General features: G+C 62.6%; 1 protein-coding gene (cut by a window edge). It reads right to left on the minus strand.

Going from position 1 to position 18,117, the window contains the following annotated elements; translation table 11 throughout:
- Window positions 1-18,117: the 3' portion of a winged helix-turn-helix domain-containing protein gene (locus tag ABZV91_RS09080; RefSeq protein WP_355237764.1), read on the minus strand. The gene runs 8,988 nt beyond the window's last position; 18,117 of the gene's 27,105 nt are visible here — the last part of the coding sequence; the start codon falls outside the window, past its right edge — the gene reads right to left on this strand; the stop codon is at window positions 1-3.

The following is an 18,117-nucleotide window of genomic DNA, read 5'->3' on the forward strand; positions in this document are numbered from 1 at the left end:
CTACTCGAATGTCGGCAGCATCGCCCGGCCCGGTAGCGTTTGGATCACCCCCTCATGGTCGTACAGAACCGCAACCTTGGTGGTCAACGGTAACGGGATGGCGTAAGGACGCAGTCCGTGCTCGTAGACCTGTGATTCTCCATCGGCCGGATCGTAGTATTCGAGCCGGCCTTGGTGGTCCTTGCTGTGCGACAACACCATGGAGCGGGAACCTCGCATGATCAGGTAGCTTGATCCCGGCGGCATCAGCAGCAGCTCGCGCTCGCGCAGGTCCCACGAACCGATGGTGCAAAATTCTCCGCCGCAGGCGCGTTGCGCCGCTTCCGAAATCGGCGTATCGAGCTCTTCTATCTGCAGTCGACCGAATGTCCTGCCGGTCTGTTCACTCACCTGTTCCAGGCATTTGCTGAAATTCTCGACTGCCGTCGCTAGGGACTCCGTGTCCGATGGCGTGTCCGGAGCAGGGGTCTGCGATACATCGGAACTCTCATCTCCCACCGAGGTATGGGGCGCTTGCCGGGGGACAGCTGTCGGCTCGACAGGTCGATACAGGTCGGGGTTCACCCCGCTCGGCGTTCTCCGCTCCTGTGCCGCCTGTTCGTACGCATAGGCGAAGGCGAGCAGGGAAGCCTCGCTATAGGGCTCTCCTACCAGGGTCATTCCGAAGGGACGGCGGGTCTCGGGATCATATCCGATGGGTACCGTGACCGACGGATACAGTGCTCGGGCCGCGAACAGGAATCCGGTATCGGCAATGAAAAGGAGGGCGTCGAGCCGGAGGTTGATGAGCTGAGCAAAGATCAGGCTCCCGGCGCCCTGTATACCGAGCCCGCGGTGGACCCGGTGCACCGTGGCGACCGTGGGGTCATCGAGGTCGACAGCATTGGACGCCTCCAATAACAACTGCCCGAAATCCATCGTGCCCTCCTCGGCATGTTCGCGGTTGAATCGCAAGATATCGTCGAGCGTCTTCATCGGCGCATTCGCGGGCAGCCGGGCGAGGTATCGGTTGAGGTCGCGTTTGAACTCGTGCATCAGAATGCCGGGCGCTCGGTGGGGGACGAGCGGCTTCAGTTGTACCATGACAGCACCTCGGTCCTGCAGGACAGCCTGGGCGTTCGTGAACGCGGTGAGCATATTGCCGGTTTCGTAGGTGGGAACGGCTCCGATCCGTTTGCCCTGCAGCGCGTCGATGGACAAACCGGCAGCGTAATCGATTCTGCGTTTCTTCGCGATATTCGGGCTGCCGGAAGGATGATTACCGTAGAAGTCGAGGAGACGCTGGACGGACATATTGAGATATTTTATTTCGTCTGTCGACGGGTCTTCCGGGTCGTCTCCGGCCATGGCGTTGAGGAGCACAGCTGCGTCCTCCACGGAGGTTGCCATCGGGCCGGGCATGTCCTGCGTGTCCGAGATCGGCAGCAGTCCGGCCCGGCTCACCACACCGACTGTGGGCCTGACGCCGACCACTGAGTTCCATACCGCTGGACTGGTGATGGAGCCGAAGGTGTCGGTACCCACGCTCGCCGCCGCCAGACCGGCCGCAACCGCTACCGCCGACCCTGAGCTGGACCCGGCGGGGGGCAGGCTCGAATTGTACGGATTGACTACTTGCCCGCCGAGGGAGCTGTACCCGGGCGGCATATCGTCGGTGGTGAAATTCGCGAACTCGGTGAGGTTGGTCTTGCCCAGAATCACCGCGCCGGCCAGGCGCAGCTTCCGCACCAGGAATGCGTCCTCGTCCGGGACCGAATCACGGAGCGCCAGTGCGCCACCTGTGGTCGGCAGGCCCGCCACATCGATGTTGTCCTTCACCACGATCGGGATGCCGTGCAGGGGACTATGGACGATGCCGCGCTGGCGTTCCGCATCCCGCCACGCAGCATCCGACACCGCATCCGGGTTCAGCGTCAGAATCGCATTCAGGCGGGGGCCGTCCCGATCCACGGTCTCGATCCGATGCAGGTACGCGTGGACCAGATCCACGGAAGTGACCTGGCCGGCGGACATCATCTTCTGCAGTGTGGCAATATCGAGACGCTCCAGGTCGATTCCCGCACCCCTCAAGTAGTCGCCGATATGGGCATAACCCTCGGGGTAGAGCGGGCTGCCATGAGCCAGGGCATCGAGATACGCCTCCACCGTCGCCTTCGACGGCCGGTGTAGTCCCGCCTCGAGATCGCCGACCACATCCGACGACACGCCTGACCTATCAGCAAGTTGCTGCTGGGTGAGACCGGCGTTCTCGCGCAGCCGACGAAGATCATCCCCGATATGGTGATGGCCCTTCGTATTCCCCAACGCCGCTGATGTCAGGGCACGAAGATGCGCCTCCCACACATCCACCGACCGCGCTCCGTGCCCGGCCTCATGGCTGTAGACGGAGTACGCATCCAACCCTGCCGCCTCGACCAGTTGCGTCTGAGTCCACCCAGCCTTCTGACGCAGATCCTTCAAGTATGAGCCGCGGTGCGATGGGCCGACAAGGTCGGGGTGGAAGCGCAGGGCAATCGGAATATAGAGCTGGCGAGCGCCGGGAACACTCCGCAGCAAGGCCCGCCACTGTCCGGTGGTCGGATCCCGATCGCCACGCTCAAAGTCATTCCAGCTGCCTTGTGGAGCGTTGATGAGATAGTCCATCTGCTCCGGCGTCAAGGCCAGATAATCGCGCATCGCGGACAACCACTGACGGGCGTCATCGAAGGAACGGGGATGCGGAGGCGGTGCATCGGATTCCGTGGCATAAAGATCGGGATCGGCCCCGATCGCTTTCAGCCAGCGCCGCACCTGCTCCTCGCTGAGGTGCTGCATGCGCGCGTACTGCGCCGGGCTCTGGGTCACCGCCCGCGATACTCGCGTCCAATACCATTGCCGAAACCTTCTCTCCTCGAGAGAGACAACCCCGATCTCTGGCTCTCGTTCGACACCACCGCCCGAGGCGGGAGTTGCGGAGGCAGCGCCGGAACCGGAACCGGCCTGTTCTGCGACGGCAGGCACAGGCCAACCGAGTGCGACCGGTAACCATTCGATCAACTGCAACGCAGCACGCCGATACGAATTCTTCACGGTGGTTTCGGTACTGTTCAACGCAGTCGCCATCTGAGCGAAGCTCTGATCCTCCAACGCCCGCAATTCGATGCATCTGCATTCGTATTCGGTGAGCCTTTCGAGGCAATGCCGCAGTGCCTCCGGATGCTCGGTCGCCGCGTCACGGATTACCATGGACATCTCCTGTGAAGACAGCGAACGCCCGTGGGCGAGCAACTGCGACAGAGTGGTCGGGCTGGTCAGCTCTTCGGGAAGCAACTTGGCCAAACGACGCAGTACCCGACGCTCGGCCCGCATGACCGTATCCATCGATTTGCCCAGCATGTGGACCATCTCGTCACGACTACGCCCCCGCAGATATCGCAGCTCGGCATACCGACGCTGCTTTCTGGGAAGCCTTGCGATACAACGCCGCATTGCCTCCGGATGGAGGAATACAGCATCGCTGACCAGTATCGATGCGTCCTCGAGGTCCAATGCTCCGGCACGAGTCAGCAAGGCAGCCAACCGCGCGGGGCGATCGAGCTCTGTGGAAAGCTTCAGATATTCGTCGATCTGCTCCGACCAATCCCTGCCGTCGATCGACCTCATCGTTTCGAAGTGAGTGGTGCGAATAGTCGCCATATGTGCGATCGCACTGGGCAGTATCGCGCTTTGCAGGCGGGATGAGCCGGGTTCTTCCCGTGCGGCCGCCGACAACTCGTCTGTCATTCGCCGGAGGTGCTCTGGAAAGTGGTGCAGAAAGTTCAGGAAGCCGTCCCGGTCGCTGTCCCACTGTGACGGCAGGCCGCCAGATACTTCGATGGGTAACGCCCTGACGAGTTCGACCACAATACTCGCCGCGCGATGTAATTCATCGGCGTACGGAACACGGGTCGTGACGTCACGTTCCAGTTCGGTCCAGCCCGCGCGGTCGGATCGGTCGTTCGGCAGTTGTGGTATGTCGTGCAGGAACCGGTGGCTTTGTTCCCACACCAAGACATTGAGTATTCGCACCGTGTCGATCATGTTCTGGATCGGCAGTGGGTCGCCGCGCCGAAAGGCCGCCAATTGCGCCTCGGCCCGCACGTGCCGGTCGATCATGAGCTGCCGGGCAACCTTATCGTCGAGTTCGGCGGCCCACTCGAGAAGCAATTGGTAGGAGACGCCTACCGGCACGCCTTCGTCAGACCATGGTGTCGACCCCTGCCATGCCGTCACCGGCTTGCCCGGCTGCTCACGCGCGCGCTTATCCGGGTCATCGGCGGACCGGGACCCGACCAGCGGACTCCCGTCGTCGCCCGGGGTCGGCCTATCGGGCGCCAGTTCCTCCAGCGCCTCCGCAGGTGTCGCCTGGTTCGACGGAGACCACGCTGTCACGCTCCCCGCGGGTACCGGTCCGGCCCATCGTGCAGTGCTGGATGAGCCGGCATCGAGGAGTTCTGACGCGTTGTGTCCTGCCGCCAACGGTGCGACGTACTCCGTCGTGCCCTCTTGGTCCGGTACTGAATCGGCATCCGGCACCTGCCCTGCCTCGGGCAACTCGTGTCCGTCACCCTGATCGACGTTCCCGGCTTCGTCGTCCGAGCGCGTACCGATCGCCGGACCTTCCTGCGTATCCCCGTCTTCCTCCGTTTCCCGGCCCGGCCCACCGGGCAGTGACTCGTCCGGCGCCCCGCGCAGCTCGCCGCCGATCGATGCCGGCGACTCGGCCGCTGCCGGCAACATCGCCACACGATTGAACCGATAGCCGGGTGCGACCGTCTCGACAAGCTGGGCATACTCCTCGCCCGCCTTGCCCAGTTTCTTCCGCAGACCACGAATCTGAGACCTGAGTCGATCGGAAATCCAAGAATCGAGCCCATCGGATCTATCCGCTACATCGCCCCAGACCGCCAGTTCGATCTCGGGCCCCGACAGGACTTTTCCAGCATTTTCCATCAGGATCTTCAGCAGATCGAACTCGATCCGGTCCAGGTCGATTTCTCGCCCGCCGGCCTGCACCCGCCGGGCGTCCGGCGACAGGCGAACGCCACTCCACTCCACCAGCGCCGGATCCGACCAAACCATCTCATCGATCTCTGCCCGGTCCGATGGCAAACCGTCGAAACGCCAACCCACATCCTTGAGATGCGTGATGTAGGTCTGATCATTTGTGAGATTCTGCAATCGCTTGATGTAGATATAGACGGTGGACCGGTCCACCGACCGCCCCCAGACCAGCTCTTGGAGACGTTCCGTCCGTACCACGAAACCGGCTCGCTGCATCAACACCTGCAGCACATCGGCGTCCCTCGGGGAGACCTGGGTCTTCTCCCCGTCGATCGACAGCGTCTGCGTCGCAGGCAACAGGTGGCAGCGACCCACCACGATCGCATCGGGCCACTCCAATCGGTAGCCCCTGCCCGGGACGGCTGCGATGAGCGAAGCATCCCCCAAAAGCTCTTGCAATTTCCGCATATGTTGCTTGATGGTGTTCGCCCGGGCGGATCCACCCCAGAGCTGCTTATTGATCTCTTCCGGGGATACGATCCGCCCCGCCTTGTGCGCAAGCAATTCCAGCAGGTCGAATTCCAGCTCAGGAAATTCAGCCTCATTCCCGTCCACCCACACCCGCCGCGCCGCCGGGGACAAGGCGACACGGCCCACCTCGAGTATGTCCGACAGTTCGACCGCGGCCGCCGCCTGGCTCAATTCGTCCTCGAATCGGTAACCGATGTCGGTTACCGAAGTGATCAAACCACCCACGCCCAGTTTCTTTTTGAGTCTGTGGACGAGCACGTGAACGGGTTTCTCATCGTCGAGTTCCTTTTCGAACACCGCCAGCTGGATATCCCTGGAGGAGACCACTTTCCCGCGTTCCAGCCACAGAGCTTCGAGGAGTACAAACTCTTGTGGCGTCAGGTGGGTCTCGTCACCTCCGATCGACACCCGACGCGCCGCTCGATCCGCTCTGATCCAACCGGCCAACCTACGAACAGCAGTCCGCTCCAGGTGCGCGACATAGTCCGGGGGCAGTCCAAGCGCGGTCGCCGTGTCTTTCACCGACGATCTGCCCAGGAAGCGACCAGCCAGACAGCCCCTCAACTCGGAATCGAGACTCGGATACCACCTCTCCCACTCTGCCGGTGTCATTGATCGCAACACCCAACGGAAGGTGTCAGCATCGCTGCCGGCGATGAACCCGGCCGCGACATGGGAATCGTGGGCGGACCGGAGACGGTCGCGCAGCCGTTCGAAAATCAGACCATCCGCGACCTCGAACAACCAGGCCGACACTGCCTGATCGCCACCTCCGGCCAACTGACGACCCGCCGCCCGAGCGACCGTGTCGTCAGTAATAGCCTCAGCAACCCCACGGTCCCCGACAACATCGAGGACGCGCCCGAATACCGCACGAACCACCCGCTGATCGATACGGTCCACCGGCAACCGGCCACCACCATCGGCCCGGGAATCGATCAGCGGACCCTCTTCGGCCTCCGGGACCGACCCACGACCCTCGAAACGCCAGCCCTCACCGACCCACGTAATAAATCCCTTATCCCCCAACAGGCTCCGCAGAACCAGCACATAGGATCTGATATTTTTTGGTGGGACAGAATTATTCCAGATTTGATCTCTGATCTCTGCGGGCGATATGACCGCCCCGGTCCGCCGCATGAAATATTCCAGCAGCTCGAAATTTTTCCCGACCACCGGGACCTCGGACTCGTCGACCGACACCGTCCGCGGCGCCGGCGTCAGCGTGACCCGCCCTACCTCGAGCGTATGCTCATGCTCCACCGCGCTCTGCTCGGCCCCGAAACGGTAGCCGCCCGGCGCTCCAGTGATCATCGATCCATCAACGCCCAGTTTGGCCTTGAGCCTACGTATGAGAACCTCAACCAGACTTTCCGGAACGTTGGCCGAGCGCAGCGACCTACGCCTCAGCATCTGCGCGATTTCCCTCTTGCTGACCACGCTTCCTCGTCGAAGCGTCAGTAAATCGAACAGCGCGAACTCGTTATCGCTCAATCGGATTTCATTGCCGTCGACCCAGACTATCCGTGCCGCCGCATCCAACCAGAAGCGACCGCGACGCTCCGCAACAGACATCGTGGAATGCACCGCTCGTGCCTGGGGAATCAGCGAGAAAAGCAACTCCAACTGCATACCCGCCGTGGAACGCAACGGCAGCCAGACCGGATCTTGGTCATCGCGCTGGAACTGAATCCACTCGAGTAAATACCTGTTCACCTCCTCCCGCAGATCCAGCAGATCAGCACGAAGTGGATCAGCCGCCAAAGTCTCGTCGATTTGCCGCAGCAAACCACCCATACGACGCAAGGGCGGACGGTGCACTACCCCGGGATCGAATAATTTGTCCGGATCCCGCCGCAAGGCTTCGGCTTGACCTCGTAGGAACGACATGGCGTACTCGGCGCCACGACCGAATTCACTCGCGGTGATATCCGCCGGCAAACGCTGGACCAGGTTGTCGAATACCGCAGCACGTTGCTCCAGTAAATCGATTGCCTCGGACCTGGTCACACTCGATGGCCGAACAGACCACTCCGGCACATCCATCATTGTCGACAAAGCGCCGAACCAGGAAGCGAATCTCCCGGTAAAAGCACCATCCGGCAGATCCATTTCGGTGTATATGCCGTGTCCGACCTTTTCCGCCAACCCCGGATCGACAGCGATATCGGGCGGAGCCGACGAAATCGGGATGCCGTGCCGCTCGGCGACCTCGGCAAACAAACCAATAACCCACCGGCCCAGTACGCGCACGAAGCGGTCTCCGGATGTGCCGAAGAACATGTACGCGCCGCCGAAGTCGATATTGTGTCCCGACCACCGGAAAAATGGCTTCAGCGCTTTGCTGCTACTCATCAATGTCAAGGTCTCCGGCCCGGGAACAGCCGAGGAGAACCTCTTTCCCGGCACCGGAACAGCGTCAGGGACCATCCCATCGGGTCCCGCCAGCGAACGGTGTTGCCCGGTGTAATGTTCGAACAGATCCACTGATCCCTCGCTCCGGGTCGGCGGCGCATTCAATACGGCACTATCGGGATCCGCGCTCACCACAATATGAAGCGAATACACTGACCGTAATTCCGGACACGAACTGAAATACTCTGCGAACGCCAACGCCGTACTCCGCCCCATCGGTTCCATCGGATGCGGATCGACAGCCAACTCGATATTATTCGGGCCACCATATATCGACAACCTTTCGATCAGCCGCCCTTCTTTGGAACGACCGATCTCCTGGAACAACGCCTCCTCGTCCGGATATCGACCCGCCAGCGCACGCAACCGCTCCCGCAACTGCTCATATGTCGGCGACGTATCACCCACCGACGCATCGATCAGGCCAGCGGTATCGACCCGCCACGCCTCAACCGGCTCATCCGGCAACGCCTCGACACCACCCCAGCCATCGAAACGCCAGCCTCCACCGGCCCGCTTGATGAATCCCTGGTCCCCCAACTGGCGCTGCAGGACATACACGTAGGAATTGACGGATTCCAGCTGAATCGAATCGTTCCAAAGGTCTCTTCTGATCTCTGCCGGCGACACGTCCTCACCGGCCCGCCGCATGAAATACTCCAACAGGTCGAACTGTTTCCCGACTATCGGCATCTCGAGTTCGGTGTCGTCGACCCACACCATCCGCGCCGCCGAATGCAGCTTTATTCGCCCCACCTGAAGTGCATCCTCTGCTGTCCTTATTACGGTCCCGAAGCGATATCCGGTACCGGATACGTAAGTTATCGAACCGGCCCCGCCCAGCTTTCGGTTGATTTTGCTGATGATCGGCGGAACCGTGCTATCGGCTATCTCGCCGGACCGTTCACCCCACAACTCCTCTTTGATTTTCTTTGTCGATACCGGCTTGCCGCGCTGGCTCTTCAGAAATTCGAACAGAGCGAGTTGCAGGGGCTGTTCCCTTTTGCCACGGACCCGTAGCCGTCTCGTCTGCTGATCCAACGTGATATCGCTCTCGGAGCGAGCCTCCCGGACACCATCCGCCGCTCGTCGCGTTTGATCGACAATCTGCCCCAACGCGTGAACAGCAGCCCGCTCCAGGTTTTTGATGTCGTCTGGGTGGCACCGTAATTCACTCGCCGCCTTCTTCCTGGGCAAGCCCTGCAGAAAACGAGTGACCAAACATCTCCTCATCTCGCGACTGAGAGACCCACGACCTCTCTCCCACTCCTCCGGGGTCATCGTATGCAGTACCCAACTGATCACGTCGTGGTCGATCTCCGCGGCTGGGCCAACCCGGGTGTGGGCGTGGGCAGACCGGAGACCCTCCCGCAACCGGTCGAACAGCACACCGTCCGCAATCTCGAACAGACGCTGCCGAACCCGCCGGTCACCCGCATCGACGCCCCTGACAACCGCCCGACGCACGGTTTCCTTGGTGACCTTCCGGGCAACCTCCCGAACAGCCTCCGGAGCAACCCGGGAATCACCGACAATTCTCACCGTCCGCCTGAACACCGCGCGCAGCGCCTGTTGATCGAACGGCCCACCCGGTACCTCTCCACCACCACGCGAACCCCGGGTCGAGGCGTCCACGGCATCGGGTCGACCAGCATCACCGCGCTCCTGGGCTACTCCTCCATCCTGGTCGCCGGAATCGGGTTTCTTCTGTCCGAGGGTTGCGTACGCCCGGTTCTTCTTCGCCGCCCATGGTGAGGGCTGCCGCCCGGAGCCGGCGGTAGGGTCGGCTTCACCGTGGTCGGCCCGCTCCTGCGATTCCTGTACAGCAGGATTGACGCGCTCGGTTGTGCGAACCGGCCGGGTCTCGGCCGAACGCCCCTGACCGTCGCCCCCCGGCTCACCACCGTCGGCGACCGCCTCACCGGTTCGGTCGACGCCGTCGCCGACCGTGGCTCTGGCTGGTTCATGTTTGTCCCACGGGGACCGGCCGACCGTAGCATGGGCACTGGACGGGGCCGATTCATTCGGCACCTCCATCGTCTTGTCTTCGTCGTCCGACCGGGAACCGATCGGCGCACTCCCGCCCCACAGTCCCTGCCCCCGTCGTTCTTCCGCCGATTCGGTGGAAGCCCTGGGGTCCTGGTCGCCGGTGTCGGTTGTCTCACGTCCGATCTGATCGGCATCGTCCACGGAAAGGCGCCGGCTTCGCACCTGCCCATTACGCTCCAAGGTGAGATTCTCGTATTCGACCCGCAGGCGACCACCATCGCGCGGAACGGTCGTCAGCAGGTCCGGGCGGGCGGCGAGCAGATCGCGCAGGACCCGACGGTGCGCGCCCATACTCGCGATCTTCAGCCCGAGCGGCGTACCGTCCTGATCGACAACCATCGCGACCTGCGGATGCTCCTCATCGACCGCCATCATCTCGGGCGCACGCAACGCTCGCTCTATATACGCGGCCGAAACTACGGTATCGACCATTTCGGCCAGCCGCTCCACCTCGCCCGCGTCGCCCTCGGCCCGCTCCCAATCCGCGAACGCACCGGCCAGTTCCCGCCGATCGGTCCGCTTCGTCATCCACTCGGCGAGCCCGGGAAACTCATGTCGCCACTGTTTCCTGTGGACGGGCCGCGAGACACCCGATTCCTGCGCCGCCGACAGCCGGATTTCCGGACCGTCCTCCGGTGGCAGTGCATCACTGTCCGGCCCTGCGCTGGCAGGTTCCGGCCGGTGACCGGTCGGGGCGCCCTGTTCCACCGGCCGCGCGTCGGCCAAGCCGGGCGGGAGACCTTTGCGGCTCTTCCCGGTCGGCACCCACAAATCGATGTTCGGCGGTGCGGTTTTCGCGACGTACTCGTGGATCGCCCACTGCGGGGTGCCGAAGACGAGGCCGTTGATCTCCACATCGGCGAACCCGACGGCGATGGCCTCACCTTCGTCGAGCTCGACCTTGGCGGAAGTCGTGAAGGCACCCGATCCCAGACGTTTGAGCCAATCGTCGTAACTCTCGGTGAGGCCACGCTCTTCCAGTTTCGCGTGGACGCCCTTCAGTACCTCGACCAGTTTCCGGCCGAGTTCGTGCCCGGTAGCTTGGTTGATCGCGTGAGCAAACTCGTGATAGACATTGTCTACATGCAGTTTCCCGCTGCTCGGATGCACGCCGCGCTCCAGTCTGAGGTTGCTCTGAACCTCAGCCTGCTTCGGATCGGCCGCGTGCCACATATCGAATGTCAAATGTGTCCGGACGATGGTGACCCCACCGTCTTTGCCGTGCGTATCGTCCCAGCCCTGCGTCAAGGCGGTCGATGCGCGCAAGAAGTCGATCTCCACCCGGCGAATGTTGGTCATGAGTATCCAGCCGCCGGGGGCGTATCGGTACTTATCGAGCAGATTGTCCAGTGTGGTCAGAATTTCCCGGACCGTTTCCACCGGCACATAAGGACTGGCGAACGCCGACGACAACTCGATATACGGGTGTTTACCCTCGAACTCCCCGATCAGCCCGAGCTTGGCCTGTGTATCGCGGTACAGCCCAGCCGAGCGCAGCGGGTGCTCGGAGTGGCGGGCCACCTCACCCAGCGCGAACATCGCCGCTGTATGCGCGTCGAGCATCGCGTTATATATGGGCTCGGGAGACGGTTCCCGCTGCAGGGTCTCTCCGAAAGCCGCCAACTGATTGCCGATAGCGACGATATCCGACCGGCGGAGGTGATGTTTCTGCCACACCCTACGACCGTCGACACGGCGCGCGAAGACATCGGCAAAAGCGCTCGCTTTTCCGGTGATGGCGTGGAAAATACCCAGCACGTCGGCCGCTCGGGGGACGCCGAGACCCGATCTCCTGGGCAGATAATCCCGGTACAGCACGTGGTAATCGGGCACATTCGGTGCCGCCTCAGCGATCGGGGCACCCATCTCCCTACCGATCCGCGAGTTGACCCACTCCACCGCGGCCTCTTCGACGTCGTCGTAGGTTTCACGCAGTACCCGGTGACCATCGGAGAAGGTGATCCGCTCGATCGTGACTCCCGGGCGCCCGCGTAGTGGTTCGATCAGCACCACATCGCGTCTCGCTTCGGGCTTTCCGGGCGGCCGGCCACCGGCATCATCATCGGCCGGCCGGGAACCGATCAGCGGATCATCCTGCCGCGACTCCTGGTTCGAATCAGACCGACCGGCAACGCGGCCTTCGGAGTCCAGGGCGCCCGCCACGGCGGAGTCGGCACCGACCGTATCGGACGAACCAGCCAACCAGCCGACGAACCATTCGATGAAATCCGATTGGCTCCGCGTCATGGCCTGCAGATCGAGATCGTGCGGCAGCTGCACCGGCCCGCCGAAACCGAAGGCGAATGTGGCGGCAACGAACATCCGGATGGTCGCATCGCTACCGCGCGGCGTCACCGGCGCCTGGTACAAGAGATAGACCGCATTGGCGAAGCGCCGGAGCATGTCGTTCGACGACTCATGGCGCCGGTCTTCGAGAAGAGAGGCGAGTTCGTCGAGCGCGGAAGCAAAGATCGTTTTCCGGTCACTGTACTGCGCAGTCTCGGTCGCGAACTCGAAGAAACCCAGCGCAGACAGCATATTTCCGTCGATACTGCTCCCGTCGGGAAGGTCCACGACATTCTGTAGCACATCGCTACCAGGTGCCTCGGCCGCCAACCGGGCTTTGATCAGGTCACCGATTTCCCGAGCGGTCCGGAATGCCGGGGTGTCCTCGCCATGGGCCAACGGCCGCCCGGTCTCCGGATCGCGAACGACGCCGTCCCGCAGATTGAATACGGTCCCGAAGGTATCGACATTGACTTCGTCGACACCGAGTACGGCCCGGAAGTTCTCGGGACTCCCTTCTCCCTCGGAGCCCACCAAGCTCGGATCGCGCTCGACTGCCCGCACCTGATGCAGGTATCGCTGCTGCACCATCCAGAAATAGAGCGCCGACAAGGCCGCCCGACGCTCATCCCAGGAGGATGTAGCGGTCAAGCGCCCGGACAGCCGCTGCAACCCGGAGTCGGCGATATATGCCTGCCATAACGAGAAGACCCAGAGCGCGGCGTTCTTGTCAGGATCGTTCGACCGCATCTTCCACTGTGGTGTCGTGAAATGCTCGCTGCGGAATATGCCCGGCGCGACCTGCACAGGCTCGATATGGAACCGGTCGCCACCTGCGGTAAGGAGGTCACTCTGTCTTTCCGGCAGGTCATCTCGGCCGTCACCGTTCCCAAGATCGTCCGACGCTGCCGGCCGCCCATTCGATCCATCCACGTCGTCGTCCGACCGGGAACCGATCGGCGCACTCCCGCCCGACAGCTCGTCACCGGGTGCCTCGTCTCCGTCTACGCCGGGTCCTGGTACCCACACACCCCGTTCAGCGGCTGTCCTGACTTTCCGTAGCGCGATACGGGACGCTACGGCGGCGAACAGCTTGTCCAGTTCACTGTCCAGCGTCTCGAGTTCGGCTTCTCGGTCTCGTGCTCCGCGTCGGTCTTCCGTCGCCGGTCGAGCCGCCAATGCCCGAGCACGCGCCCCCGCCCGTTCGCCGAGCGTCTGAGCCTGTTCGGCCAACTCACGAGACCACCGCATCAACTCGCGGAGCTCCTCGTCGGCAGCGTCCCGCTCCCGGCGTATATCGTCGGTGGCGTCGGCGCGCATCCGCAAATCGGCCAGCCGCACCCGGCTCCCGGCCTCCTGCTGCCGAGCCCGGTCGATCGCCTCGTCCAGCATATCGATGGCCCGGACCCAGGCGTCGTACCGGTGGAACGACTGCGCACTGTTGATCACCGACTCGCTGTCCCGGAACAGTGCGAGTTCGTCGACCTCCACCGAGGCGTCCGGGGCACTGTCGAGTTCCGTGAGACGCCGCTCGGCTTCCACCGAGGTCACCGATCCTGGGTCGGCTCCCCATCTCCGGGCGATCGAGGCGCGCAAATCCGCGCGCTCGAGGCCCAGCACCACACGTCGCCGGGAACCCGGAGACACCGTCCATACCGACGGGACAGCGAGCTTTTTGCCTTTCCGCGCGACGTCCCGACGAGCGACTTCACTGACGCTGAGGGCGTTCTCACGGAGTTCGACCAGTTCGGGGCCCAAATTCATGACACGCGCCGGGTCGCGGGCGTCGGCGAAAGCGGATCGCACACAGCCGAATTCGAGGGCGATCGCCGCGAACTGCCTGTCCAGTTCGTTGGCAAGCACACGGTTCTTCTCGACGATCGCGGCCGCGGCGAGCAATTCGCCGCGTTCGATGATCTTCCTCGACAGCGGTGACTCGCTCTCCCTCTCGACCGGCTCGGCGGGCACGAATTCGTCGTCTTCTACGAGTGGTATTTGGGCTGCTTGCCGCACCAGTTGTTCGAACTGCTCAATGGACAGAGTCGACTGATCCCCCAGGAGGCTCGACCGAAGCAAGTCACGGGCGTGCCGGATTCTGTGTTCCAGCGTCTCGTGCTCGAGCGATCCCGGACGCAGCTGCCAGAACTTCAGCTTGTGCTTCTGCCCCAAAGCCTCGAAATAGCGGATGTCTGTTTCCGACTGCTCCCGATAACCCTGTGCCATTTCATCGAGCCGGCGAGCTGCAGCGGCCAATCGGTGATACATCGCCGCGAACTCAACGGAGGGCATGCCCTGCGCATCTGCCTGCCGCCACCAGCTGCGGATATCGCGCAATGCCGCCTCGATTGCGTCGAGCCGGCTTATCCGCCGATCCAATCGTTGAATCTCATCGACCGTCGCCATCACCGAGTAGACCGCGTAAAGCCGCGAGTAAGGCCCCCACAACTCAGTAGCCAGTCGATCCTGATCGAGCCGATCGGACAATTGCTCTAGAATCTTCCGGATCTTCTCGAGGGAGCCGAAACTTTCGAGGGGGATGTCCATCGCCTGCGCCAGCACTCGGCACGCGGCGTCCAGCTTTTCCGCCCATTCGGACTGGGCAGGTGAACCTTCGCACAACAGCTCGGTCGGACCGGTCTGCGACCTGCCGGGCAACCTGGACAGAAAATCCTGCTGCCGTAAGGATTCGGCTTCGGCCTGATCCCTGAGCCTGTGCAGTTCGCCACCCAGTCCGGCGTTTTCGTGATCTCCGATTTCTTCGAACACGATACGTAGCCGGGTGTCCAGGACGCGCAGAACTCTGTTCAAACGGTCCCGATCGCTGTCCAACGATCCGGGCGGCACATTGTGCGCCTCAGCAAGTTTCGCGCGTGTGCGGTGAGCCTCCTCGATCCAGAGGTCGAACCCGCGCGCTCGTTCGACCAGACCCGCCAGCCACGCGTCGTGGTAGTCGAACTGCTCGGTGGCGAGGACAACCGCGTCGAGTTCCCGCAATCGCTGCAAAAGTGAGGCTGTGCCCGGGTCCTCGAGCTCCTCGGCGGAGCTTTCCGCACGCAAGTGCTCAGCCAGTGCACTCCGGACCTCGTCCCGGAGACCGGGTACCACTGTCAACTCTTCGGAACCCGGATGGACAGTCGATTCGTCCAGGTCCCGACACTCGGCAATACGTGCGATCAGGTGTGCTGCTGCCCTCTCACGCCACACCCGCGCATCCTTCAGAGCCGCACCCAGCGCATCGATCCGCTCGACACGCTCCCGCAGGCGGCCGAGCGACACCCCGTCGACCTCGAACGTCCAGTCGATGCCGGATCCCGGCCTCTCGGTATCAACGGTCACACCATGACGCTCGAGTGCGGCCACGGCCTCGGCGCGCATCGTGGTCAGGGGTTCACCCGGATCCAGGTCGGACGAATCGAAATCGGTGGACGAATGCCGCCCCGGAGTAATCCCCGATCGTCCCGTGGCAGGGTCCGGCTGCTGCGCGGTGTGGTCGATCGGTCCGCTGACCACACGGCCCGGTTTCGACACCTGGATCTCGTATCGACCACGAGGTTCCGAAGGAATGGCATCGAGCGTGAACGGAATACCGTTGTGCAGAAAAGTAACGCCGGCGAATCCGGCGTCCGTGAACCGATCCGCAATCTCGCGCGGACCGTTATCGGACGCGAACAGTCCCACATTCGTATCGATTGTCGCCACACCACCGGGCTTCATAATGCGGGACAGCTCCCTCACCAACGCATCCGAGCGGTTCAGAAGCTTTTTGTAAGGGACGCCATACAAGAATACCGAAGCGAGCGAGCTGTCCGGAATCACTCCGATGTGGTCGGGAAACACGACAGTGGTTTCGAATCCATACAGCTTCGCGTCAGCTATCCTATCGATCTGCGCGATGGCTTCGGGGATAACCGTCAGCTGCTTATCGATTTCCGCTAGGTCGGTGTCGATATCAGCCGCCAGATCGGTGTCGATATCAGGGGATGACCTCGATAGATTCAGTTCCGATCGAACCTTTTCGAGACCGTCGCGCGTTCGTGCCAGTCGAGCCTTTCGGGAGGCCAATTCCGTCAGCTCGTGTCGCATTACGTCACCCATGGGTTCGAGTGGCTCCACGCCCGTTTCGGTTGGGGAAAGGACGTAGCCCGCGAGACTTCCGACGACGAAGCGGCCTTCCGGCGGGAAGAGGTGCAGAAGTCTCCCGTTCCAGTCGCTGACCAGGATCAGCCCACGATAGTTCGTCATCACATATGCGTGTCCGCCGGCGCCCGGTCGCGCATTTCCTTCATGCACCAGAGCAGTCGCGCCGTGACCCTCGCCGATCAGGTGCTCGGCAATCTCGGTATGGTCGGTGTAGTCATGTGGATAGACGCCCAATGCCGCGGCGAATTCGAAGCTCCACGTGCCATCCGTAGGAGTAACATCGCGATCTATGAGTCGAATTCTGTCGTACCCGGTGATTTGATACATTTCCATCACCGCGGCGGGCCCACAGTAGTTATCCGGTTCGGACGGGTCGATGAATACCTGTCCGGGTATGTTTTCCGAAAGCTTCATATCCAGAAGTTTGCCGAGCAGACCGAGATCGGCCTCCGCTCGGTCGCGACGCTCGGCGATCTCGGAAAGTCCGAATACTGCCTCCGGAACCGACAGCCGCAGGGCCGTGCGGCGCTCGTATTCCGTCTGGTGGTAGAAATAATCCAGCAGCGCCCGCTTGTATTTTCCGGCCAGCGTATGCAACTCGGCCGACTTCCGCCCGATGCGATCACGCCGTTCCAGCATTCGGCGCAGCTCATCGGATACCTGTGACCGCCGACTCCAGTCGCTCAGTATGCGCGGGTCGATTCCTTCCTCCACCGCTGCCGCGATAGCTTCGTCCGTAACGGTACGCAGTGTGATATCGGTCGTATATATCCCCATGAAACGCTGCAATCGAGAATCCGAACGCGGGTGCTCTGTGTGCGGTAGCACATGGACACCGTCCTCGAGTGGATGCAGCACATCGAAATCCGAGTCGAAAAGTACAGCATAAGGTTGGCCGATCGCCGTAGCCGGATCGAATACATGCGGCGGCAGGCCACTGTGCGGGTCGATCTTGATCACCACACCGTCACGTGCGGTCAGCACGTAAGGCCGGCCGGCTTCACCGTCCACTACGAGCGCCGCCTGAACTTGCTCGGTCGGCTTCGCCAACCTGTCGGCCAACGCGGCATGACTCGGCTGCCGAACCATTCGGCCGGCAGTGTTCGCCTGCAACTCGGCCGGAGTCATCCGAACCGAACTCGTGCTCGCGATTTCGGAGACGATATCGCGACCGGCCAGATCGTTGACAACCCGTAGCGCGGTGACGCCCTCGTTGAGCGGAGTCGTCGGACCATAGCGCGACGGAGTCCGGTCGAGTGCCGCCCCGAGCAGCGCCACCTCCCTCTCCCAATCACGATATTCGTCGTCGGGTGCGCCAGTCGAGGGTTGGTTCATCCAGGCCAACAGAAGCTTGGAACGCAGCGCGGGATCGACCCCGTCGGCATAGAACCGAAGGAGCCCCGTGGAGAAAGACCCGGGACTGTCGCCGACCGGGCTCGCCGCCGCGGCCGACCGCGTATTCGGTCCCGTCGGGTCGTCGTCCGAACGGGAACCGATCGGCGCAGTGCCACTCCCTCGCTCATCACCCAGGGACTCGTCGGTAGCATTCGGGTCCTGGTCGCCGGTATCGGTTATCTGGCGCCCCGATTCGCTACCCGGCAACGCGTCTCGCGTCGGATCGCCGGTTACCGACACCCCTTTCTGCGTCGCAATGTTCTGGGGGACAACTGTGCC

Source organism: Nocardia sp. NPDC004568 (genome assembly GCF_040609955.1).
GTDB lineage: Bacteria > Actinomycetota > Actinomycetes > Mycobacteriales > Mycobacteriaceae > Nocardia.